The organism is Bacillus sp. LR_5, from assembly GCF_042709275.1.
Genome location: NZ_JAVAXX010000017.1, coordinates 12,812 through 34,613 on the forward strand (window position 1 = coordinate 12,812; position 21,802 = coordinate 34,613).

The 21,802-nt window shown below is 46.3% G+C and carries 18 protein-coding genes and 1 riboswitch; of the genes, 11 read left to right on the top strand and 7 right to left on the bottom strand.

Annotated features, from left to right (window positions below; all coding sequences use genetic code 11):
* Positions 1–189: 189 nt before the first annotated feature.
* Positions 190–1,212 carry a UDP-glucose 4-epimerase GalE gene (gene galE, locus RAC86_RS06025; protein ID WP_072565501.1) on the top strand — a complete coding sequence of 341 codons (1,023 nt, stop codon included), beginning with the start codon at positions 190–192 and terminating at the stop codon, positions 1,210–1,212.
* A gap of 35 nt (positions 1,213–1,247) precedes the next feature.
* Here the strand turns inward: galE and RAC86_RS06030 are convergent, their stop codons facing one another.
* The gene (locus RAC86_RS06030) at positions 1,248–2,177 is read right to left on the bottom strand and encodes a zinc ribbon domain-containing protein (RefSeq protein ID WP_061186589.1); all 930 of its coding nucleotides are present in this window, start codon (positions 2,175–2,177) and stop codon (positions 1,248–1,250) included.
* 277 nt (positions 2,178–2,454) lie between these two features.
* Positions 2,455–2,557: riboswitch (guanidine-I (ykkC/yxkD leader) on the top strand.
* A 69-nt stretch (positions 2,558–2,626) separates the two neighbouring features.
* On the opposite strand from RAC86_RS06030, the gene RAC86_RS06035 reads away from it, so the two are divergent.
* The gene (locus RAC86_RS06035) at positions 2,627–3,463 is read left to right on the top strand and encodes a YitT family protein (protein WP_072565500.1); all 837 of its coding nucleotides are present in this window, start codon (positions 2,627–2,629) and stop codon (positions 3,461–3,463) included.
* Positions 3,464–3,503: 40 nt separating this feature from the next.
* Here the strand turns inward: RAC86_RS06035 and RAC86_RS06040 are convergent, their stop codons facing one another.
* A complete protein-coding gene (locus RAC86_RS06040) occupies positions 3,504–4,961 on the bottom strand; it encodes an aldehyde dehydrogenase family protein (RefSeq protein ID WP_061186587.1) in 1,458 nt (485 codons plus the stop codon).
* A gap of 185 nt (positions 4,962–5,146) precedes the next feature.
* On the opposite strand from RAC86_RS06040, the gene RAC86_RS06045 reads away from it, so the two are divergent.
* From RAC86_RS06045 to RAC86_RS06055, 3 genes are all read left to right on the top strand, one after another.
* Positions 5,147–6,040, top strand: coding sequence for a PucR family transcriptional regulator (locus RAC86_RS06045; protein WP_061186586.1), 894 nt, complete (start codon positions 5,147–5,149; stop codon positions 6,038–6,040).
* Between the two features lie 119 nt (positions 6,041–6,159).
* The gene (gene msmX, locus RAC86_RS06050; protein ID WP_014115682.1) at positions 6,160–7,257 is read left to right on the top strand and encodes a maltodextrin ABC transporter ATP-binding protein MsmX; all 1,098 of its coding nucleotides are present in this window, start codon (positions 6,160–6,162) and stop codon (positions 7,255–7,257) included.
* Positions 7,258–7,362: 105 nt separating this feature from the next.
* Positions 7,363–8,091: a ZIP family metal transporter gene (locus tag RAC86_RS06055; RefSeq protein WP_072565499.1), complete on the top strand. Its 729-nt coding sequence runs from the start codon at positions 7,363–7,365 to the stop codon at positions 8,089–8,091.
* 59 nt (positions 8,092–8,150) lie between these two features.
* On the opposite strand, the gene RAC86_RS06060 is transcribed toward RAC86_RS06055, so the two are convergent.
* Positions 8,151–8,516: a hypothetical protein gene (locus RAC86_RS06060; RefSeq protein WP_014115680.1), complete on the bottom strand. Its 366-nt coding sequence runs from the start codon at positions 8,514–8,516 to the stop codon at positions 8,151–8,153.
* Positions 8,517–8,695: 179 nt separating this feature from the next.
* On the opposite strand from RAC86_RS06060, the gene RAC86_RS06065 reads away from it, so the two are divergent.
* Positions 8,696–9,535, top strand: a complete 840-nt coding sequence (locus RAC86_RS06065; protein ID WP_072565498.1) for a polysaccharide deacetylase family protein — start codon at positions 8,696–8,698, stop codon at positions 9,533–9,535.
* Positions 9,536–9,548: 13 nt separating this feature from the next.
* On the opposite strand, the gene RAC86_RS06070 is transcribed toward RAC86_RS06065, so the two are convergent.
* From RAC86_RS06070 to cimH, 3 genes are all read right to left on the bottom strand, one after another.
* Positions 9,549–9,746, bottom strand: a complete 198-nt coding sequence (locus RAC86_RS06070) for a hypothetical protein (protein WP_072565497.1) — start codon at positions 9,744–9,746, stop codon at positions 9,549–9,551.
* A 57-nt stretch (positions 9,747–9,803) separates the two neighbouring features.
* Positions 9,804–11,492, bottom strand: coding sequence for a M56 family metallopeptidase (locus RAC86_RS06075; protein WP_072565496.1), 1,689 nt, complete (start codon positions 11,490–11,492; stop codon positions 9,804–9,806).
* A 122-nt stretch (positions 11,493–11,614) separates the two neighbouring features.
* Positions 11,615–12,967 carry a citrate/malate transporter CimH gene (cimH, locus tag RAC86_RS06080; RefSeq protein WP_014115675.1) on the bottom strand — a complete coding sequence of 451 codons (1,353 nt, stop codon included), beginning with the start codon at positions 12,965–12,967 and terminating at the stop codon, positions 11,615–11,617.
* Positions 12,968–13,523: 556 nt separating this feature from the next.
* Here cimH and cydA point away from each other — a divergent pair.
* From cydA to RAC86_RS06105, 5 genes are all read left to right on the top strand, one after another.
* Positions 13,524–14,930: a cytochrome ubiquinol oxidase subunit I gene (gene cydA / locus RAC86_RS06085; RefSeq protein WP_014115674.1), complete on the top strand. Its 1,407-nt coding sequence runs from the start codon at positions 13,524–13,526 to the stop codon at positions 14,928–14,930.
* Complete coding sequence (cydB, locus tag RAC86_RS06090; RefSeq protein ID WP_014115673.1) at positions 14,914–15,930, top strand: cytochrome d ubiquinol oxidase subunit II; 1,017 nt, start codon at positions 14,914–14,916, stop codon at positions 15,928–15,930. Before cydA ends, cydB begins: the two co-directional genes overlap by 17 nt.
* Positions 15,930–17,633, top strand: a complete 1,704-nt coding sequence (gene cydD / locus RAC86_RS06095; RefSeq protein WP_072565495.1) for a thiol reductant ABC exporter subunit CydD — start codon at positions 15,930–15,932, stop codon at positions 17,631–17,633. The genes cydB and cydD overlap by 1 nt, the downstream gene beginning before the upstream one ends.
* Positions 17,630–19,357: a thiol reductant ABC exporter subunit CydC gene (gene cydC / locus RAC86_RS06100; protein WP_072565494.1), complete on the top strand. Its 1,728-nt coding sequence runs from the start codon at positions 17,630–17,632 to the stop codon at positions 19,355–19,357. The genes cydD and cydC overlap by 4 nt, the downstream gene beginning before the upstream one ends.
* Before the next feature lie 85 nt (positions 19,358–19,442).
* On the top strand, positions 19,443–20,273 hold the full coding sequence (locus tag RAC86_RS06105) for an NAD(P)H-hydrate dehydratase (protein ID WP_072565493.1): 831 nt from the start codon (positions 19,443–19,445) through the stop codon (positions 20,271–20,273).
* 13 nt (positions 20,274–20,286) lie between these two features.
* Here the strand turns inward: RAC86_RS06105 and RAC86_RS06110 are convergent, their stop codons facing one another.
* Positions 20,287–21,657, bottom strand: a complete 1,371-nt coding sequence (locus RAC86_RS06110; protein ID WP_072565492.1) for a cytosine permease — start codon at positions 21,655–21,657, stop codon at positions 20,287–20,289.
* Positions 21,658–21,802 lie beyond the last annotated feature (145 nt).

Genomic DNA, 21,802 nt, shown 5'->3' on the forward strand with positions numbered 1-21,802 from the left:
AGCTGCCATACTTGTTTGCGCTGCATAAAGTCATGTAATATGGCGTGAAAATGCTGAAAACCTGTATCGGATAGCCCGCAAAAATATGAAAAAACCATTAATAAACTATTAAACTTCTTAAAAATGGATGTAGCCCGGTTCCAAACACTATATAATAATAGCAGGTCATTTTTTAGGAGGGTTTACATCATGGCAATACTTGTTACTGGCGGTGCCGGGTACATCGGAAGCCACACATGTGTTGAATTATTGAACAGCGGCTATGAGATTGTCGTTCTTGATAATTTGTCCAACAGTTCAGCTGAGGCACTGAACCGCGTCAAGGAGATTACGGGAAAAGATTTAACGTTCTATGAAGCGGATCTATTGGATCGGGAAGCGGTAGATTCGGTTTTTGCAGAAAACGAGATTGAAGCTGTGATTCATTTTGCGGGGTTAAAAGCAGTCGGTGAGTCTGTTGCGATTCCGCTCAAATATTATCATAATAATCTCACAGGAACGTTTATTTTATGTGAGGTCATGGAGAAATACGGCGTCAAAAAAATCGTATTCAGTTCTTCTGCGACGGTATACGGCGTTCCGGAAATGTCACCGATCACGGAGGACTTTCCATTAGGTGCGACTAACCCTTATGGGCAGACGAAACTCATGCTTGAACAAATATTGCGTGACTTGCATACGGCCGATAATGAGTGGAGCGTTGCCCTGCTGCGCTACTTTAATCCATTCGGCGCGCATCCAAGCGGACGGATCGGTGAAGACCCGAATGGCATTCCGAATAACCTTATGCCATATGTGGCGCAAGTCGCCGTCGGCAAGCTGGAACAGTTAAGCGTATTCGGCAATGACTATCCGACAAAAGACGGGACAGGCGTACGCGATTATATTCACGTTGTTGATCTCGCAGAGGGCCACGTCAAGGCGCTGGAAAAAGTATTGAACTCCACAGGAGCAGATGCATACAACCTCGGAACAGGCACAGGCTACAGCGTGCTTGAAATGGTCAAAGCCTTTGAAAAAGTGTCAGGGAAAGAAGTTCCGTACCGTTTTGCGGACCGCCGCCCGGGAGACATCGCCACATGCTTTGCAGATCCTGCAAAAGCCAAGCGGGAACTAGGCTGGGAAGCAAAACGAGGCCTCGAGGAAATGTGTGCTGATTCCTGGAGATGGCAGTCTTCTAATGTGAATGGGTATAAGAGTGCAAAATTATAAACAAAAGGGCTGGTGGTTTTCCCCAGCCCTTCTTTCTATTGATCTAAGTTCACTTCAAATGTAAATGGATTGATTGTTATATCGTAGTTTTCGGAAGATCCTTCTAAAATAATTTTTGCTGTTTTGCTTTCGATTTTAGGGAAAACAATAACCCCTTCAGTGTTAACTCCTGGTAAGATTTCACTTTGGATTTTAGGATAACTTGATAGGTCGTCTTTACGCTCAAGCTGTTTATTATCAGCGATGATTTTGGCATTGAAGTCATAAAAATTGATTTCATCTTGTGATTTGTTTTCTATCTTTACATATAGGCGAGTTTCTTTTTCAGCAAGTTCAACTTTTTGAAGCGTGAGTGCAAATCCGTGCTGGTTCTGTGTTTTATCCACGTTAATTGTTTTTTGAGCTGGGGCAAAAGCTGTTGCATAGTCGCTTTTTTCAATAGAATCGGCAATGATTCTCGGCGCTGAAACAGATCCGCCCAATGCGTTTTCACCATCATATTTGTCTTTCACCGTACCGACTACATGAATAATATCGTCATCTTTAATATCTAAATCAGAGTCGTCGCTCATAATAAGTGTATTCTTGCTTAACTTTTCTGGATTATTATAGCCCTGAAGATATGTACCATCATCGTCTTGTTCAACGTCAAAAACTTTTACATACAGATCAACTTTATAATTTTTAAATTGATTGGCATTGGTATATAGTTTTTCTATATCAGCCTTTTGTACTGTTTTTGTCGACTTTTTAGAGTCGGAGCTGGTTGTTGCTGTAGAAGCTTGAGAATCTCCGCTGTTTCCGATGTTCGCAATAATGATAATGACGACTATCGCTAGAATAAACGTAATGATTTTATGTCTCATAAAAAAGTTACGTTGGTCTTTACCGCAATTCGGGCATTTTTTAACACCTTTTGCAATCTCTTGACCGCAAGTTTTACAGTGTTGCATCTTTCCTGACATTATATTTCCTCCTATGTAATTAAATGTTTGAAATATATGTTCTATTTTGCCTATATATTTTCGCGTAGTCAATGATAAATTGATACTAATATTTAATTTATATTTTCTTTTAAAAGGTACTTTGTATCATATCGGTCAAATCTTTCATTTATTAACAGCTGATGCTCTTTTTTTGTTTCTCTTTATTTACTGATTAAATCTCCGCAAATACCTCTTGAACCAATTCAAACCGTCCCTTATAATGCTAATATTGGAAAGTAAAAATGATATGATAAAAACAGTGGTTTTCTAGGGTTCCGCAATGCAAATTGGACTGTGACCGAGAGAAAACACATAGCAGCCCGGCTGTTATGACACGGTGGGATAAAAGCCCAGGAGTTTCTGCTCTTTTGCGAGAGCGTACTCCTGGGTTTTTTTGTTGATACTATTTGGAGAAGGAGTGTTTTGTGATGAAAAAGAAAATGCTTGATGTGCTGATGCTTGTGATTGGCGCTTTTTTCTTTGCGCTTGCAGTGAATTTGTTTGCGATTCCCAATGACCTTGGGGAAGGCGGGGTCACTGGGATTACGCTGATTTTGTATTATGTGTTTCAATGGTCTCCCGGGGTAACGAACTTTATCTTAAATGCATTTCTGCTTTTAATCGGCTACAAGTTTCTAGACGGTAAGACCACTGTCTATACAATCATTGCCGTAGCGGCGAATTCGCTTTTCCTCCACCTGACACACGGGTGGAGCACTCCGTCTGATGAATTGATCATTAATACGATTTTCGCGGGTGTATTTGCGGGAGTCGGTATTGGCATGATTATTCGTGTCGGCGGAACGACAGCCGGTTCTGCGATTCTGGCCAGAATTGCTAATAAATATTTAGACTGGAATATCAGCTACGCGCTCTTGTTTTTTGATTTAATCGTGGTATTTAGCTCTTATTTTATTATTGGTGCGGAAAAAATGATGTTTACGATCGTGATGCTGTATATCGGAACGAAGGTGATGGACTTCATTATTGAAGGCTTGAACACGAAAAAAGCGATTACCGTCATTTCAGAAAATAAGAGTGAGATTGCAGAGCAGGTAAATACCTTGATGGATCGGGGCGTGACGATTTTATCAGGGAAGGGAAACTATACGGGCCAGTCAAAAGAGATTTTGTATATCGTCATTAACAAACAGGAACTGTCCATGCTGAAGAAAATCATCAGAAGCTGTGACAAAAAAGCGTTTGTGATCGTTCATGACGTACGCGATGTGTTTGGCGAAGGCTTTGTTGATATATCTAAATAATGAAAATCCCTCTGCACTTGAAGCAGAGGGATTTGTTCGTTTAGAACGGATATTTGCGGTATTGTTTCTGGATTGATATCCATTTCGTCACAGTAAATTCCTCGACCACCCATGGATTTCCGAAGCGGCCGACACCGCTTGCTTTGTTTCCGCCAAAGGCGATATTTGGCGAGTCATTAACGGACTGGTCGTTGACATGGGTCATGCCGCTGTCAATTTGCAGGGCAAACGTTTCGCCTTTTTCTAAATCAGAAGTGAAAACCGCTGAGCTGAGGCCGTATTCGGTATCATTAGCCATGTCGATCGCTTCCTGATCACTGGAGGCTTTGATAATGGTGGCAATCGGGGCAAACAGCTCCGTTTGGGCAATTTTGCTGTTGTTGTCTGCACCTACAAAGACATAAGGTGTGAGCACGTTTCCGACGCGTTTTCCTTCAACCGCAAGCTCAATGCCGTCTGCCTTTGCCTGCTCAATGATCTCCAGCGCTTTTTCGATTTGGCGCTCGTTGATCAGCGGGCCGACAACGGTTTTCGGATCAGTTTGATCGCCGTACGGAAGCTGTTTGACACGTGCGGTGAATTTTTCAACAAACGCATCGTACACATCTTGATGAACGATGATTCTGTTGATAATCATGCAGATTTGTCCCTGGTGAATAAATTTCCCGAAAATCGCGGCGTCTACAGCACGATCGACATCCGCGTCTGAAAGGACGGCAAAGGGGTTGTTGCCGCCGAGCTCAAGGGCCATTCGCTTAAAGTCACGCCCGGCGATTTCACCAATATGGCGCCCGACTGCGGTTGATCCCGTAAAGCTGATTAATTTCGGAATTGGATTGGTCAGCATGCCGTCCCCGATTTCCTTTAGGTCCGTCAACATGACGTTGAGGACACCCGCAGGAAGACCGGCGTGTTCAAATGCTTTTGCAATGATGGTTCCGCCGGAAAGAGCGGTTTGAATATCAGGCTTGTGAACAACACTGTTTCCCAGCGCAATAGCAGGTGCAATCGTTCTCATTGATAAGTTCATCGGAAAATTAAATGGAGAAATCGATGAAATAACACCGAGCGGAAGGCGGTAAATCTTATTGATTTTCCCTTCAATGTCGGATGGAACCTCTTTGACGCCGCCTAATTCTCCGGTATATGTCATGGCTTCATCTAAAATCGCAATTGTTTGTTCAAGCTCGATCGTTGCTTTAATGATGGTTCCGCCGGTTTCGCGGGAGATCATCATGATGATGTCATCACGGTTTTCCTGTAGGTAGTCGCGTGCTTTTTGCAGGACTGCTTTTCGTTCTTCTGCTGTGCTCTTGGCCCACTCTTTTTGCGCCTGCTGTGCAATGTCAAATGCATCCTCCAGTTGTTTGTTTGTTGCCAAAGATGCTGTTGTCATCACAGACTGGTCATACGGATTCAAAATGTCCTCCGTACGTCCGCTTTCCCCTTCTGTCCATTTTCCGTTGATAAAACTTTTGTTTAACGCTTCTAAACCCATTAATGATCGTCCTCCTTTGGTCGTGCATATCCTCTTCTATTTCCGCTGAAGCCAATATGTAAACGAACGAGGTTTCCCTTTCAGTTTCCCGTCTATCTATGCCGGATATACTCTTTTTTATTGGAGAACATGTGCATTTCGCCTTATACTGAATATACAGATCCTTACATGAGAGAGGAGACCCTATGAAATCGCTGCTGGCTATTTATCCCGGTTCGATTGTGTCTGAGGAGCTTTGCGTAAAGGAAGGCTGTCTATGTTTTTTTGATGAGAACAGTCAGAGATATATCACCATTCCGAAAACGGAGATTAGCGAAAAAGAGACGTTGCTGCTGCGGTCATTTTTGACACCTGCAGATGAGGCCAATCAAATGTCTTTGAAGTCGCCGGAGGAGAACAAGTGGTTTGCGTTTCTTTTTTCGAGAGGGGAAGTGCCGGCGAGCATAAAGAAGCGAACGAGATTTGTTCATTTTCATTTGCTCGGTAAAATAGAGCGTGCGTCTTTTGCGGAAGCGGTTCGCCATTTCTGGCCGGTGCCTTTTGTGATTGTGTGGATGCATGAAGACAGAGGCGTGATTGTCGAGCAGGAAAGTGAAGCGGCGGCGGGGAAGGACGAACTGGAATCACTCGCCAAGGTTCTTGAAAGTGATTTCTACTTCAGTGTCCGTTTTTACGCCGGGAGATTTTACGAGCCCGATGAGAGTCTGCGAACACATTATGCCCGTGAACAGACGTATTTCCTCTTTGCTGAAAAACGGCTGCCTCAGATGCAGAGTGTGACCTTTGAGATGATCTTTCCTTTTTTATTATTAGAAGCAGAAAAAGAAAAGCTTGAAACGCTGCTCTCTGAAGAAGCTGAGCTTTTATTCGGAGATGAATCTGAGCTGAGGAAGACAATCAAGCTCTTTATTGAAAACAACTCAAACGTGACGTTAACGGCGAAAACGCTGCATCTGCACCGCAACAGCCTGCAATATCGAATTGATAAATTTATTGAGCGGTCAGGGATAGACATTAAAACGTATAAAGGCGCGCTGCTCGCCTATTTTATCTGCCTGCAAAGCGAAGTTTCAGAATAAATTGGAAATATGCACGAAAAATGGTTGCTGATTTTATGAACGCTGCCCATTTTAGCGATAGGGAAATGCTGTTACACTCAATTTAGGAAAGCGTTTACAATGACAAAGGGGGAAATTACATGGCTGAATTGCGGATGGAGCACATTTATAAATATTATGATCAGAAGGAAGCGGCTGTTGATGACTTTAACCTTCATATTGACGATAAGGAATTTATCGTATTCGTAGGCCCGTCTGGCTGCGGGAAATCAACGACGCTGCGGATGGTCGCAGGGCTTGAGGAAATTTCGAAAGGCGATTTTTATATTGAGGGAAAACGTGTAAATGATGTAGCGCCAAAGGACAGGGATATCGCGATGGTATTTCAAAACTACGCGCTCTATCCGCATATGACTGTCTACGATAATATTGCATTCGGGCTGAAGCTTCGGAAAATGCCGAAGCCTGAAATCAAAAAAAGGGTAGAGGAAGCCGCTAAAATTCTCGGGCTGGAGGAATATTTGCACCGCAAACCGAAAGCGCTGTCAGGCGGGCAGAGACAGCGGGTCGCGCTTGGACGGGCAATCGTGCGGGATGCAAAGGTGTTCCTGATGGATGAGCCTTTGTCAAACCTAGACGCGAAGCTGAGGGTGCAAATGCGGGCGGAAATCATTAAGCTCCACCAGAGACTGCAAACCACAACAATTTACGTGACGCATGACCAGACAGAAGCGCTGACGATGGCGACACGGATCGTGGTCATGAAAGACGGAAAAATCCAGCAGATCGGGACGCCGAAGGACGTATACGAATTCCCTGAAAACGTCTTTGTCGGCGGTTTTATCGGCTCACCGGCGATGAATTTTTTCAAAGGAAAGCTGACGGACGGTCTCATCAAAATTGGTTCTGCGGCATTAACCGTGCCGGAAGGAAAAATGAAGGTGCTGCGTGAAAAGGGCTACATCGGCAAAGAGGTCATCTTCGGCATCCGTCCTGAGGATATTCATGATGAATTGATTGTCGTGGAGTCATATAAGAATTCTTCGATTAAAGCGAAAATCAATGTCGCAGAGCTGCTCGGTTCTGAAATCATGATTTATTCGCAGATTGATAATCAAGACTTTATTGCGCGGATCGACGCCCGTCTCGATATTCAATCAGGTGATGAGCTGACGGTTGCGTTTGATATGAATAAAGGCCATTTCTTTGACAGTGAGACAGAAGTGAGAATTCGTTAAGCACAAAAGCCGGACATGGAGACATGTCCGGTTTTTTTGTGTTCTTTTTAAGGTTTACAGAAAAAAACGCAGCGGGTAGTGGTTGGTAAGGAAGGGGAGATAGAGATGTGGCATGCGGCAATGTGGGGCGGGATCTCAGGCTCTGCTGTATTGCTGGGCGCGCTGGCGTCCATGTTTTTTTCGATTCGCAAACAGATCATCGGCTATATTATGGCTTTTGGCACAGGGGTATTAATTGGCGCGGCTGCTTACGAACTTCTCGGGGATGCAGTGTCAGAAGGCGGAATTGTAGCGACAGGCGCCGGATTTATTGCGGGAGCTGTCGTGTTTACGGTTTTTGATTATGCTGTTTCCAAAAGAGGCGCGTCGCAAAGAAAAAGATCGGGACAAGCAGCTGCCGGCGGCGGAGGAATAGCCATTTTTATCGGCACCATTATGGATGCTGTTCCGGAATCGATTATGGTTGGCGCAAGCCTTCTCGAAGAACAATCGGTCAGCTTCCTTTTGGTGATCGCCATTTTTATCAGCAACATACCTGAAGGGCTGTCCAGTACAGCAGGAATGAAAAACAGCGGATATTCGAGAACGAAAATTGTACTGCTTTGGGCTGCGGTACTCGTGATATCAATTCTCGCATCATGGTCAGGATACTTCCTTCTCGACGGTGCTTCAGAAGAAGTGATGTCAGCGATTGCAGCATTTGCAGGCGGGGGGATCATTGCGATGGTTGCTTCGACGATGATGCCTGAGGCGTACGACGACAGCGGTCCAATGACAGGTTTGATCGCTGCACTTGGCCTGTTAACCTCGCTGGTTTTGAATCAGTTTTCTTAAGTTATTTTTATTAAATGTATTGAAAAGAGAGTGGCTTATCCACTCTCTTTTTGTTCGCATTATCGATAAACTGAAACACTTAATTGTCCATAAAGTGAACCATTTTTAAAAACAGTAAGTTTTCCCTGACCAACACTTTGACCTGTTACGATCCCATAAGCATCTACAGTAAAAACAGCTTTGTTGTCACTGTGATATGAAAATCCTGACCCCAATAAATGGCTTGGTAGTGGTTTTGCATGACCCACCTGTATGTTAAAGTCGGCTAATTTCGCCTCAATAGGAGCGAGTGATGCAGGAGCAGTTTGACTTTCTGGAACCATTACAGAATTCTGAGTTGCCTCTTTAGCAGAAGCTTGACCTCCGATTGATAAAACAACAGCTGAAACAGAAAGTAAAGAAACAATCGTTTTCTTCATTTTCATATCAATTCCTCCTAATTCATTTTTTATTGCAAGTAAACTATTCGATTTACATAATTAATTACCCTTGTAAATATATGTAAACTATTTGTGAACTTTTGGAAGTGGTTTTTTTGTACTTGAAAAACCTACAAATCAACCGATGAAAAAGGAGGAAGAAATAGACAGAAAGCAGGGAACTGATGAAACGTTTTATCCTAAGCATTTTTCTTTTGGGAAGCTGCTTGGCTCTCGCGGCTTGCGCTGATAAAGAGGCGAACGCGGAGCAGCAGATGCCGAAAGCCGAACAAAAGAAACCGGAAGAAAAGACAGTACATGTTCAGAAAAAAGAAAACGATACATCCGCATGGATCAAAACAGAGAAACCGGCAAAGCTGCCGATTTTGATGTACCACAGCATTTCCTCTGGAAACAGCCTCCGTGTCCCGAAGGAAGAATTCGAAGCGCATATGAAGTGGCTGCACGAAAACGGCTATCAGACATTAACGCCGAAAGAGGCGTATCTCATGCTGACGCAGGATAAAAAGCCGAGTGAGAAATGCGTGCTGATTACGTTTGATGACGGATACACCGACAATTATCAAGACGCGTATCCAGTGCTAAAAAAGTACGGGATGAAGGCGACGATTTTTATGATCGGCAAATCGATCGGACATAAACACCATCTGACAGAGGACCAATTGAAAGAAATGGCGAAGCATGGCATATCCATTGAAAGCCATACGATTGACCACCTTGAGCTGAACGGGTTAACGCCTGAACAGCAGCACAGTGAGATGGCTGATTCGAAAAAGCTGTTTGACGGCATGTTTCATCAGCAAACCTCTATCATCAGCTATCCGGTAGGACGCTACAATGAGGAGACGCTGAAGGCTGCCAAAGAAACGGGCTATCAAATGGGCGTGACGACAGAACTGGGCGCGGCATCGAGAGACCAGGGAATGTACGCCCTCCATCGCGTGCGCGTGTCCCCGGGCATGTCAGGCTCGGCTTTTGGCGCGTACATCGAATCAATGAAATAAAAAAGGGCGGCGCTCAATCGCCGCCCCCTCCGCCACAGCCGGAATCGCTGAAACCTCCGTCACTGCCGCATCCATCATGGTGCGAGCCATGATCTGAATAACCGAAAAAACCGCTGTCCGCATGCTGGCGGCTTTTGTTTTCCGACGGCTGTGGCTGAATGACTGAAAGAAAAACAATAATAGCTATAACCAATAAGATGATCACAATCACTTCTGATCACTCCCTTTTTTCACCATATCTGTTATACGGGTGAAACGCAGATCGGTTTCACTTCAAAGAGATCGATTCTTTCAGACGGTCTCTGAGCCAGCGTTTCAGTACCCCGTGTCCTTTGTTTGACAATAGAGTGCTAACACGCCAATACATAGGGGGATGAGGAGCGAACTGAAAATCAATCAATCTGAAAAGCCAGCTTTTATCGCGGGTGAGAGAGTCAATTTGAAGCTCGTCTTCATCTGCTTCGGAACTGTAGGCACTTTGTTTCTGTATGTCCTCATCCTGCCGAACCGCCAAGATCCTCAAAGCTTCGGCCATTTGTTTGTACCCGCCTTCCAGCAGTGATGCGCCAAGGTTGTCAGCGCGCACCTCCATCCATTGTGAACAAAAGGATTGATAGAGCTGAAACAGGATGATGATCGCCATGATGAAGACCCAAAGCACAATTTTGTGGGCCCCGGAATGGACGATATGCTGTTCAAATAAGAGGATGACTCCAACGACGGCTCCAAGATATAGAAAACGTAAAAACTGTGATGACAGAACATCACGTTTTTTAATATGAATCGCCTCATGAGCCAGAATGCCTTCGATGACACGCAGCGGAAGGGTTAGTGTGGCACTTGTCAGAATGACCATCGACCTTCCGACATTCATGCCGACTGCCATTCCGTTGTAATCATCACTTTCCGTTTCGTATATGCGGACATGGGAAATGCCGGCCTTGAGGAAAACCTTGTCGGCCGCTGCCTGTACATGCGGATGATGACAAGGCTTGGCATCCATTGCCGCCCGCAAAACACGGTCTGACAGATACATGTTGAGTATCCAGTACAGCATCACGGCAACGGCCATGGCCCATGGAGAGGCATGTAATGCGTATAACGCGAGCACCAATAAGGCGTAAGCTGATACGCCCTTTACGCTGGCGGCAAAATATAGCTTCCCAAGCAGCCGCTTCACATTTTTTCTATGATAAAACGGTAAAACAGAAATCACAGTGTCATCGTTGTTTTCCGATTCTGTGTATTCACGGAGGATCGCTTTCCATCTTTGCGGTTCCTTCACCGTCAGAAACAGCGTTTCACCGGGAAGAGACAGTTTGATGACTTGCTGAAAGCTTGTTGTCAGATCTAAACGGGATGAATACATCGTCAGAAGCGGATGAAGCTTTAAGAGATCAGCCGTTGATTCAAGCTGAATATCTTTCAAATCAGAAAGTGGGTATGTACGGGTTTCATAACGTGAGCTGATGTGCAATTTTTCTAAGGATGCTGAATACAAAACGTTCACGCTGAAAACATTCAATATTCGTTTCACCATTGCCCCTCCGCCGGAGATCATGCCGAAAAGGATCACATATTTGAGGGGGCTTGGGTCAGGTCCATAGATCAAAAAGATGACGGCGCCCGCAAACACAACGGCGGTCAGCGTGATGTCTGACAGGAGGCGTGTTTTGTTTCTGGCAAGCTCGATTTCCTGCCAGTCTCCCGAAGGTTTTGCCGCACGTTCGGAGACAGTGAGATCCATTGCTGTCCAGTAGCAGTAGAACATTGTCGCGATCGAGACAATGCCGTCCATAAATGATTGATGAGAGAAGATATAAACAGCAGCGCCAACCCAAAGAACGATATCAATCCAGAAGTCTATGATTGGAATGAGTTTTGCTGTCAGGGCTGATATAAAATAAAGTCCCAGCCCGAGAATCATAAAGAGAAATAGATCTGTTCCCATAGGCATGCTAGAGTCCTTTCTATCTGGTATTTCCAACTATTACTATAGCATGTTGCGGGAACTTGCAAAAACACGGACATGCAAAAAAGCAAGCCCTTTCGTTTTACGAAGAACTTGCTTGCGGTGTATCAATAAAACTGGTGAAGCAGCAATAAGGTTAAGGACACTGTAATCGCTCCCCCGATTCGGGTAGACACCTGGGCGAATGGCATTAACTCAAGCCTTTCTGCGGCGCTTAAAATGGCGACGTCTCCGGTGCCGCCTTGTCCTGAGTGGCACGCATTGATAATGGCGGTCTCAATCGGATACATGTTCAGCCACTTTCCAGTGAAGAAGCCGACGGCCATCATGGTCACAACGACAGACAGGATCGTAATGATATTGCTGAGGTTAAAGGCAGCGATAAGCTTGTCCCACGGGGTCATGGACACCCCGATCGCAAAGAGCAGCGGGTAGGTCACAGCGGTTGAAAAGAAGCGGGACACCCCAAACGCGCCATTTTCAATTGAGGCAGGCGCCAATTTGAACAGCTTAATCAGAACGGCCAGTAACAGCATGGCAACGGGTGCCGGAAATCCAAAAAAGTCGTGAGCGAGCATGCCGACTAAATATAAAGAAACAGCAAGGATACCGCCTGAAGCAAATAAGGAAAGGTTGAACATTTGCTGTCCGCTTTGCGATTCCTCCAGCGCAGGGGACTCCTCTTCAGAGCGGTCCACTTTGCCGTTGCCTGTCCATTCCGGTTTTTTCTTTCCGATTCTGTTCAGCAATCCCGCTAGAATGATCGCGCACAGGCTGCCCAGCATGATAGACGGCAGAACAAGTGCAAACGCTTCCCCTTGAGACATGGGCATGATGTCAGAATAACCGATGGACAGCGGAATAGCGCCTTCTCCGACTCCCCCTGCCATAATAGGGATGACAATGTACAGCAATGTATGCTGAAATCCGAGCCCGAGCAAAGTGCCGACAGCCAGTCCGACAATAGCGGCTGCGACAGAACCGGCAATAAGCGGAATAAAGATTTTCATGAATGCTTTTATGAGTGTTTCTCTTTTCATGCCTAGGATGCTTCCGACGACAATCCCAGCGATAAATAAGTATAGAAAGTTTGAGTTTTCTGTAAATTCTGTGGTGGATTTGACGATATCATTAGGCAGCAGGTGATAGTAGACGACAGCAGACGGAATAAAAGTAGCTAGGATGGCCGGGCCGCCGATAGAACGAACAATCGGTACCGATTTGCCGATTTGGGCAAAGGTGAACCCGAAAAACGCCATGACGGCAATGGATGTCAAGATGTCACTTTTTACATCGTGATGCATAACAAAAACAGTGATTAATATAAACAGCAAGACATACACAGGAAGCGGTATGATGCCTACTTTTATATTCATGGCTTTCGCAAACCAATTCTCTTTTCGAACCCCTTCGTGAATTGTATCCGTTTGCAATTGCATTTGTGTTTGAAGCTCTCCCATTGAAAAACCTCCCCCTATTCTTGATGCAGTGAAATTGTTCACTACGTTAAGTATACTAAAAAATTGAAATTATTAATATATTAAAAATTTACTATTCGAATTTTCGAATTTTCCCGGTTCAAATGGAAAGAGGCATTCTGACTAAAAACGGTCTATGACGGAGTGCCGAGAAACGGGTGTTGGTGCCGGACAAGCATTTTATTCGCAAGGAACGATGTGTTGATGTACGATAATAAAGGGTCATTTATCCTAGGAGGCCGTCATAAATCAGCGACAAAATAGACAATAATTCGTCACATAGTGTGGGGCTTTTTAGGTATTTTAGGCTTTATTTTTAAAATGAATCGTTGTAAAGTACTTAATATGAACCAGTCAGAGAATGTGTCATTTGGTCAGTCTGGCAATCTAGCATCATATAGAACGACTTATTGACACATTTGTGAAATATTGAACAATATTTTTTTCGTCTATTTTGTGAATTACTGATCAAAGTCTCGGTTCTATTTGTGAAGTAGTGAGCAAATTAACAGTTTTAACCGGAAATGGAGGAGAAAGCATGAGTGAATTGGTATTAGCCCGTATACAATTTGCATCAACAACGTTGTTTCACTTCTTGTTTGTGCCGATGTCTATCGGCCTTGTGTTTATGGTTGCGTTGATGGAGACTCTTTATCTTGTGAAGAAAAATGAGCTGTACCTCAAAATGGCAAAGTTTTGGGGGCACTTATTCTTAATAAATTTCGCAGTCGGTGTTGTAACGGGAATTTTGCAAGAATTCCAGTTTGGGCTGAACTGGTCTGATTACTCCCGTTTTGTCGGAGATGTATTTGGCGCTCCGCTTGCGATTGAAGCATTATTGGCGTTTTTCATGGAATCTATCTTTATCGGATTATGGATTTTCGGCTGGGACCGCCTGCCGAAAAAAATTCACGCTCTCTGCATTTGGCTCGTGTCATTCGGAACGATTATGTCATCTTTCTGGATTTTAACAGCGAACTCCTTTATGCAGGAGCCGGTCGGCTTTACGATCAAAAACGGCCGCGCGGAAATGAACGACTTTGCCGCGCTGATTACAAATCCTCAGCTTTGGGTTGAATTCCCGCACGTCATTTTTGGTGCGCTTGCCACCGGGGCTTTCTTTATTGCCGGAGTGAGTGCTTTTAAACTATTGAAGAAAAAAGAAGTGCCGTTCTTTAAACAATCTTTTAAACTCGCAATGATCGTCGGCCTTTGTGCCGGTCTTGGCGTCGGCCTTAGCGGACACATGCAGGCTGAGCACTTGATGGAATCACAGCCGATGAAAATGGCTGCCAGTGAAGGACTTTGGGAAGACAGCGGCGACCCTGCTGCTTGGACGGCTTTTGCTACGATTGATACAAAAAATGAAAAAAGCTCAAACGAAATCAAAGTTCCTTATGCATTGAGCTACTTGGCTTATCAGAAATTCAGCGGAAGTGTCAAAGGGATGAAAACACTTCAGGCTGAGTACGAAAAAATATACGGAAAAGGCGACTACATTCCGCCTGTCAAAACGACTTTCTGGAGCTTCCGCATCATGGTTGGCGCAGGTGTTGTCATGATTCTTGCTGCGTTAGGCGGCCTTTGGTTAAACCGGCGCAAAAAGCTTGAAAACAGCAAATGGTATTTGCGCATTATGATCGCATTGATTTCCTTCCCGTTTCTTGCGAACTCCGCGGGCTGGATTATGACAGAAATCGGGCGTCAGCCGTGGACGGTCATGGGCTTGATGACAACTGCTCAATCCGTGTCGCCTAACGTAACGGCGGGCTCCCTGTTATTCTCAATCATCGCATTTGGTGTGATGTACTTGATTCTGGGTGCACTGCTTGTCTTCTTGTTCATCCGTGAGATCAAAAAAGGTGCGGAGCATAGTGATCATCACGATGTTCCTGTAACAACAGATCCATTTAGTCAGGAGGTATACCATGGCATCTCTTCATGATCTTTGGTTTATACTCGTTGCTGTATTGTTTGTAGGATTTTTCTTTTTGGAAGGCTTTGATTTCGGGGTCGGCATGGCGACCCGTTTTCTTGGCCATAATGAGTTAGAACGCAGAGTGCTGATCAACACGATCGGGCCGTTTTGGGACGCGAATGAAGTATGGCTTTTGACTGGTGCAGGCGCCATTTTCGCGGCGTTTCCGAACTGGTATGCAACGATGCTGAGCGGTTATTACATTCCGTTTGTCATTGTGCTGCTTGCGTTAATGGGCCGCGGGGTTGCGTTTGAGTTTCGCGGCAAGGTTGATCATTTAAAATGGGTAAAGGTTTGGGACTGGGTCGTTTTCTTCGGCAGTCTGATTCCTCCATTTGTGCTTGGTGTGCTGTTCACGACATTATTCCGCGGGATGCCGATTGATGCCGATATGAACATTCACGCACATCTATCCGATTATATCAATGTATACTCTGTACTTGGCGGTGTGACTGTAACACTTCTTTGCTTCCAGCATGGATTAATGTTTATCACGCTGCGTACGATTGGTGATTTGCAAAATCGCGCCCGGAAAATGGCGCAAAAGATAATGGGTGTTGTTTTTGTAGCGGTTCTTGCCTTCGCGGCCCTTTCTGCCTATCAGACAGACATGTTTACTCGCCGCGGCGAGATTACCATTCCGCTCGTTGTTTTGATTGTCATCTGCTTTATGCTCGCGGCTGTATTTATCCGTAAGAAAAAAGACGGCTGGACATTTGGGATGACAGGCGCGGGGCTGGCGCTGACTGTAGGAATGATCTTTATTTCATTATTCCCTCGGGTGATGGTCAGCTCGCTTCAAAGCGCGTACGATTTAACAGTAGCTAACGCTTCTTCCGGTGATTATTCGCTTAAAGTCATGTCAATTGCAGCATTAACGCTATTGCCGTTTGTCATCGGCAGTCAGATCTGGAGCTATTATGTCTTCCGGAAGCGCGTCAGCCATAAGGAGCCTATGACTTATTAATGGGAAAAGACCTGTTTCGATATAAAGGAATGAAGCGGATTCTCACCGTGATTACTTGTTTAACGCTGATTCAGACAGCCGCTATTATTATGCAGGCAGAGTGGCTGAGTGAAGCCGTAACCGGACTGTTCAACGGGAAGAGCATTGCCTCCCTGTTTCCGGTGATCGGCTTTTTCCTTATCGCTTTTGTCGCCCGGCACGGGGTGACGGTGGCGCGCCAGAAAATCGTCTATCAATATGCCGCCCGGACAGGGGCAGATTTTAGAAAAAGTTTTCTTGATCAGCTGTTCCGATTAGGCCCCCGCTTTGCAAAGAAAGAGGGGACGGGGCAAATGGTGACCCTAGCGATGGAAGGCATCAGCCAGTTCCGCCGCTACCTTGAGCTGTTTCTGCCGAAAATGGTCAGTATGGCGATTGTGCCTGCGGCGGTTGTCATTTATGTGTTTTTTCAGGATCGCACATCAGCCGTCATTTTAGTTGCTGCTATGCCGATTCTGATCATCTTTATGGTTCTCCTCGGCCTTGTCGCACAGAGAAAAGCGGATCGTCAGTGGAAATCCTATCAGAGACTTTCCAATCATTTTGTTGATTCTCTTCGCGGGCTGGAGACATTGCGTTTCCTAGGTTTGAGCAAGTCGCACAGCAAAAATATTTTCTATGTTAGTGAGCGGTATCGGAAAGCAACGATGAGCACGCTTCGGGTGGCATTTTTATCTTCATTCGCCCTTGATTTTTTCACGATGCTGTCGGTGGCGACAGTCGCAGTGTTTCTGGGCCTGCGCCTCATTGACGGCGATATTTTGCTTGGCCCGGCTTTAACGGCGCTTATTCTCGCACCTGAATATTTTCTGCCGGTGCGGGAAGTGGGGAATGATTATCATGCAACGCTGAACGGACAGGAAGCAGGCAAAACCATTCAAGAGATTTTGTCGCAGCCTGGTTTTAAAGAAGAGGCGCCGCTTCAGCTTGAGGCTTGGTCCGATCAGGATGAGCTGAAGCTGTCAGGTGTGTCAGTCGGCCGGTCGGTGTCCGATATTGATCTGTCATTCAAAGGCAAGAAAAAAATCGGCATCATTGGTGCAAGCGGTGCGGGAAAATCAACTTTAATTGATATCCTCGGCGGTTTTTTGGAGCCGAATGGCGGTACGATAGAGGTCAATGGTTCAGAACGGTCCCACTTGCAGGACGGCAGCTGGCAGAAAAACCTCCTTTATATCCCGCAGCATCCGTACATTTTTGATGATACACTGGCGAACAACATTCGCTTCTATCATCCAAGCGCTTCGGCTGAGGATACTGCCCGCGCAGCTGCCGCGGCGGGACTGGCGGAGCTGGTGGACAACCTTCCGGACGGATTAGAGGGACGGATCGGGGAAGGCGGCCGGGCGCTCAGCGGCGGCCAAGCCCAGCGTGTCGCGTTGGCCCGCGCCTTCTTGGGAAACCGCCCGATCCTGCTGCTGGATGAGCCGACCGCCCATCTAGATATCGAAACAGAATATGAAATAAAAGAAACGATGTTGGATTTATTTGAGGATAAGCTCGTCTTTCTCGCGACTCACCGCCTTCACTGGATGCTCGATATGGATGAAATTATCGTGCTGGACGGGGGCAGGATTGCGGAAATCGGGACTCACGATGAATTGCTGGAGAAAAACGGTGTGTACACCAAACTCGTGGAGGCACAACTGGGGGAAAGAGCATGAAGAAAGAAGAATGGATTCTGCCGTATATCAAGCAAAATGCCCGCCTGTTCGTTCTGGTTATCTTTTTGGGCGCGGTGACAATTTTTTCTGCTGCTTTTCTCATGTTCACCTCAGGTTTTTTGATCTCTAAGGCGGCGACAAGACCGGAAAACATCCTGCTTATTTATGTGCCGATTGTCGCTGTGCGCACCTTTGGGATTGCACGGTCTGTGTCACGGTATGTGGAACGCCTCGTAGGCCATCACATCATTTTGAAAATCGTGTCCGACATGCGCGTCCGCCTCTACAACATGCTTGAGCCGGGTGCCTTGCTGCTGCGTTCCCGTTTTCGCACGGGGGATATGCTCGGCATTTTGTCTGAGGATATTGAGCATTTGCAGGATGCCTTCTTAAAAACAATTTTTCCTGCCATCTCGGCCTTGCTCCTGTATGCTGTTTCAGTGATTGCGCTCGGCTTCTTCTCTTGGCCGTTTGCCATATTGCTTGCGCTTTATTTGTTTGTTCTTGTTGTATTGTTTCCGGTTGTGTCTTTGCTCGTGACGAGAGCGAAGAATGCGAAGCTGAAAAGCGGACGGAATGTGCTGTACAGCCGTCTGACAGATGCTGTGATGGGTGTCAGCGACTGGATGTTCAGCGGACGCCGGCATGCGTTTATTGATGCCTATGAAAAAGAGGAACATGATTGGTTTGAGCTTGAACGGAAAAAACAACGCTTTACAAGATGGCGGGACTTTGCTGCGCAATGCCTTGTCGCCGGCCTAATTTTGCTGATGCTGTTTTGGACGGCGGGGCAGCATGCAGACGGCGAACTCGCCAAAACGATGATTGCGGCTTTTGTCCTTGTGGTGTTCCCGCTGACGGAAGCCTTTCTGCCGCTTTCAGATGCTTTGGGCGAAGTGCCTGGCTATCAGGATTCCATCAGACGCATGAACAAGGTGGCTCCTCAACCGGAGGCGTCACAAACAGAATCAGCGGCTGAAACGCTCGATCTCCATGATGTCACACTGTCATTTCGTGATGTGGCGTTTTCTTATGACAACAGCAGCCAAGTGCTGCACAACTTTTCCTTTACGTTGCGCCAAGGAGAAAAGATGGCGCTGCTCGGCCGGAGCGGGTCCGGGAAATCTACATCGCTCGCATTAATCGAGGGCGCTTTGAAACCGGGCTCAGGATCTGTGACGTTAAACGGTGTGGAGACATCGCTGTTAAAGGATCAGATTGCTGATGCGGTGGCCGTGTTAAACCAAAAACCGCACCTGTTCGATACAAGCATTCTGAACAACATCAGGCTTGGAAACGGAGAAGCAAGTGACGAGGATGTGCGCCGCGCCGCAAAACAGGTAAAGCTGCATGACTACATTGAGTCACTGCCTGACGGATATCACACTTCTGTTCAGGAAACGGGGATTAGGTTTTCCGGAGGAGAGCGCCAGCGGATCGCACTTGCGCGGATTTTGCTGCAGGATACGCCGATCATCATCCTTGATGAGCCGACAGTCGGCCTCGATCCCATCACTGAGCGTGAATTGATGGAAACGGTGTTTGAGGTGCTGAAAGGAAAAACGATTCTATGGATTACGCACCACCTTGCGGGAGTGGAAGCGGCCGATAAAATCGTGTTTCTCGAAAATGGCAAAACAGAAATGGAAGGAACGCATGAAGAACTGCTGGCGGCAAACGAACGATATCGCCGACTGTATCATCTTGACGTTCCTGTAAAATAGAAGACAGCCCCTAAGGCTGTCTTTTTTTGTTTGAAATAGAAAAGGTGCAGGAAAAATAGGAAGAGAAAGCAGAGGAGGGATAGAGATGAATATTCCAATTTGGACGGAGGAGCATGTGAGGGCCTCGCTCCCTGAAAGAGAGACGGAAAGCCATAAAGGCACGTACGGTACTGCATTGCTGCTGGCGGGAAGCGACGACATGCCGGGCGCAGCGCTTCTTGCGGGGCTTGGGGCCATGCGGAGCGGGCTCGGAAAGCTTGTCATCGGTACGTCTGAAAGCGTGATCCCGCTGATTGTTCCTGTTCTGCCGGAGGCGACCTATTGGCGTGACGGCTGGCAAAAAGCGGCTGACGCTCAGCTTGAAGAGACGTACCGGGCCATTGCCATCGGACCGGGGCTTCCGCAAACCGAAAGTGTTCAGCAGGCAGTTGATCATGTGCTTGCGGCGGATTGCCCCGTTATTTTGGATGCCGGAGCGCTGGCGAAGCGTACATATCCGAAACGGGAGGCGCCCGTCATCCTCACGCCGCACCCGGGCGAGTTTTCCCGCATGACAGGGGTACCGGTGAAGGAATTGCAAAACAAAAGAGCGGAATATGCAAAGGAATGGGCGGCTCAGCTGCAGGCTGTCATTGTGTTAAAAGGGAATCAAACCGTTATCGCATTTCCCGATGGTGACTGCTGGCGCAACCCAACCGGAAACGGGGCACTCGCCAAAGGCGGAACCGGTGACACGCTGACGGGCATGATATTGGGCATGCTTTGCTGCCACGAAGACCCGAAGCATGCCATATTAAACGCAGTCTATCTGCACGGTGCGTGCGCCGAGCTCTGGACGGACGAGCACTCCGCTCATACGCTGCTCGCTCACGAGCTTTCTGATGTGCTGCCTCGTGTGTGGAAGCGATTTGAATGATAAAAAGCTGTCTTCATAGAGAAGACAGCTTTTCTTGATAACTCCGTTTTTTCAGACGCGGTTTCATCAATACATAATAAAGAACAGAAGGCACGGCCAAGCCGACAATCCATGCGATATCTCCGCCTCCAAACATTTTGGCAAGCGGTCCAATGTAAAAGGACGTATTGATAAACGGGATTTCAAGCAAGATGGACAGGACGAACGCAATCGTGGTAATCCAATTGACTTTTCCATACGGCCCGTTCACATCAAACATGGCTTTGACTTGATAGTTTCCGTGGCGGACGAAGTAGTAATCGACTAAATTGATTGCCGTCCAAGGTATTAAGAAATAACTGATGAAAAAGATAAAATTCAAAAACAGCTCCATAAAATTGCTTTGCCCGAGAAGGCTTAAGACTGTGCCGACAAGCGTGACGCCGAGGATCATGATGATTCTGACTTTGGGCGTGACTTTTAACTTCAGAAACGGCTCAAGCGTTGTTGTTGTAGACATGAAAGCTCCATACAGGTTAAAGACATTGATCGCCATTTGCCCAAATAACACAATGATTAGCATAATAAACGAGAAAGGGCCAAACAATTGGACAATCTGGCTGCCTGAGTTTGCCGTAAAGTCAGGCAGTGCTGTCGTCAGCAAAGCGCCGAGCAGCATCATCCAGATGGAGCTGACAGATGTACCTGCATAGCTGTACCAAAATGTTTGAGAAGCCGGTGTTTTAACTGGCAGATATCTAGAATAATCGGCAACATACGGTGCGTATGCAAGCTGCCACGTCGCGACTGCGCTGACCGCCACCAAGAAAATTGGCAGATCAACCACTCCGGGAATCCAGCTGCCTGCCGGAATCGGCAATTGGAAAATGAGTATCGTTGCAGCAAAAAATACAGCAAAAGAGGTCCAAGAAAGGATTTTTTGCATTTTGTGAATCAAATCATGGCCGAAAATGGTGAGTAAAAAACATACGGCGCTTAAGCCTATAATGCTCCATGATCCCGGGATGGGAACAAAGCTGCTTAAGGTTCCAGCCGCCAGAATCGTGCTGCTTGCGAAGAAACCAAGGTAGATAAACATAACTAAGAAGAGGGGAAGAATCGCTCCAATTACGCCGAATTGGGCACGGCTTTGAATCATTTGCGGGATGCCAAGCTGAGGGCCTTGCGCGGAATGAGACGCCATAAATATGGCACCGATTAAGGTTCCGCAAATAATAGCGGCAACACTCCAAAACAGATTAAGTCCCATTGCAACGGGAATCGTGCCAGTCACTAACGTGGTGATATGCATATTAGCCCCGAACCATACGGGAAATAAATCTTTCGCTTTACCATGTCTTTCTTCATTCGGAATATATTCAATCGTTCGCCTTTCTACTTTCAATGCATCGTCCTCCATATATAATGAAATTTTGAAATTGACATAAAAACATAGCTTAACAGACTGTACCTCGCTTTACAAATTTAGATGTTCACGAAAACCGATGAGAAGCCAGTGAAGTCAATAGATCAAAAGAATTATAAAAAAA

Bases quoted from the DNA above. Each gene is read 5' to 3' on its own strand.
- galE (WP_072565501.1), top strand. From the start codon at position 190: ATGGCAATACTTGTTACTGGCGGTGCCGGGTACATCGGAAGCCACACA.
- RAC86_RS06030 (WP_061186589.1), bottom strand. From the start codon at position 2,177: ATGTCAGGAAAGATGCAACACTGTAAAACTTGCGGTCAAGAGATTGCA.
- RAC86_RS06035 (WP_072565500.1), top strand. From the start codon at position 2,627: ATGAAAAAGAAAATGCTTGATGTGCTGATGCTTGTGATTGGCGCTTTT.
- RAC86_RS06040 (WP_061186587.1), bottom strand. From the start codon at position 4,961: ATGGGTTTAGAAGCGTTAAACAAAAGTTTTATCAACGGAAAATGGACA.
- RAC86_RS06045 (WP_061186586.1), top strand. From the start codon at position 5,147: ATGAAATCGCTGCTGGCTATTTATCCCGGTTCGATTGTGTCTGAGGAG.
- msmX (WP_014115682.1), top strand. From the start codon at position 6,160: ATGGCTGAATTGCGGATGGAGCACATTTATAAATATTATGATCAGAAG.
- RAC86_RS06055 (WP_072565499.1), top strand. From the start codon at position 7,363: ATGTGGCATGCGGCAATGTGGGGCGGGATCTCAGGCTCTGCTGTATTG.
- RAC86_RS06060 (WP_014115680.1), bottom strand. From the start codon at position 8,516: ATGAAAATGAAGAAAACGATTGTTTCTTTACTTTCTGTTTCAGCTGTT.
- RAC86_RS06065 (WP_072565498.1), top strand. From the start codon at position 8,696: ATGAAACGTTTTATCCTAAGCATTTTTCTTTTGGGAAGCTGCTTGGCT.
- RAC86_RS06075 (WP_072565496.1), bottom strand. From the start codon at position 11,492: ATGCCTATGGGAACAGATCTATTTCTCTTTATGATTCTCGGGCTGGGA.
- cimH (WP_014115675.1), bottom strand. From the start codon at position 12,967: ATGGGAGAGCTTCAAACACAAATGCAATTGCAAACGGATACAATTCAC.
- cydA (WP_014115674.1), top strand. From the start codon at position 13,524: ATGAGTGAATTGGTATTAGCCCGTATACAATTTGCATCAACAACGTTG.
- cydB (WP_014115673.1), top strand. From the start codon at position 14,914: ATGGCATCTCTTCATGATCTTTGGTTTATACTCGTTGCTGTATTGTTT.
- cydD (WP_072565495.1), top strand. From the start codon at position 15,930: ATGGGAAAAGACCTGTTTCGATATAAAGGAATGAAGCGGATTCTCACC.
- cydC (WP_072565494.1), top strand. From the start codon at position 17,630: ATGAAGAAAGAAGAATGGATTCTGCCGTATATCAAGCAAAATGCCCGC.
- RAC86_RS06105 (WP_072565493.1), top strand. From the start codon at position 19,443: ATGAATATTCCAATTTGGACGGAGGAGCATGTGAGGGCCTCGCTCCCT.